Origin of the sequence: Bacillus sp. SIMBA_005 (assembly GCF_046535585.1) — a bacterium.
GTDB lineage: Bacteria > Bacillota > Bacilli > Bacillales > Bacillaceae > Bacillus > Bacillus pumilus.
In genome coordinates, this window is record NZ_JAWRWI010000266.1 from 1 (window position 1) to 279 (window position 279).

Sequence of the window (279 nt, forward strand, 5' to 3'; positions counted from 1 at the left end):
CTAATGCATGCAACTCATCTCGTATCTGATTACGAGCAGTTAAAATTAGAATCGGACCAATTCCTTTCATTTTTAAAGTACGACAAATTTGAAAACCCGATATGCTAGGTAAGTTTAAATCTAACAAGATTAATCCGGGCTTAGCAGCGAGGATATCTTCAATAGGTGTATCAAAAGAAGAGATACTCACTACAGAGTACCCCTCCTTTTGTAAAATATTTTGTAATTCTTCGCGTAGGAAAATGTCATCCTCTACAATGACAATATTCGCCATGCCCT

Annotated in this window: 1 protein-coding gene; it reads right to left on the reverse strand. The window is 36.6% G+C overall.

The window, feature by feature from the left end:
* A partial coding sequence (locus tag SB660_RS20045) for a response regulator transcription factor (protein ID WP_410584042.1) occupies positions 1 to 279 on the reverse strand: 279 nt, incomplete at both ends.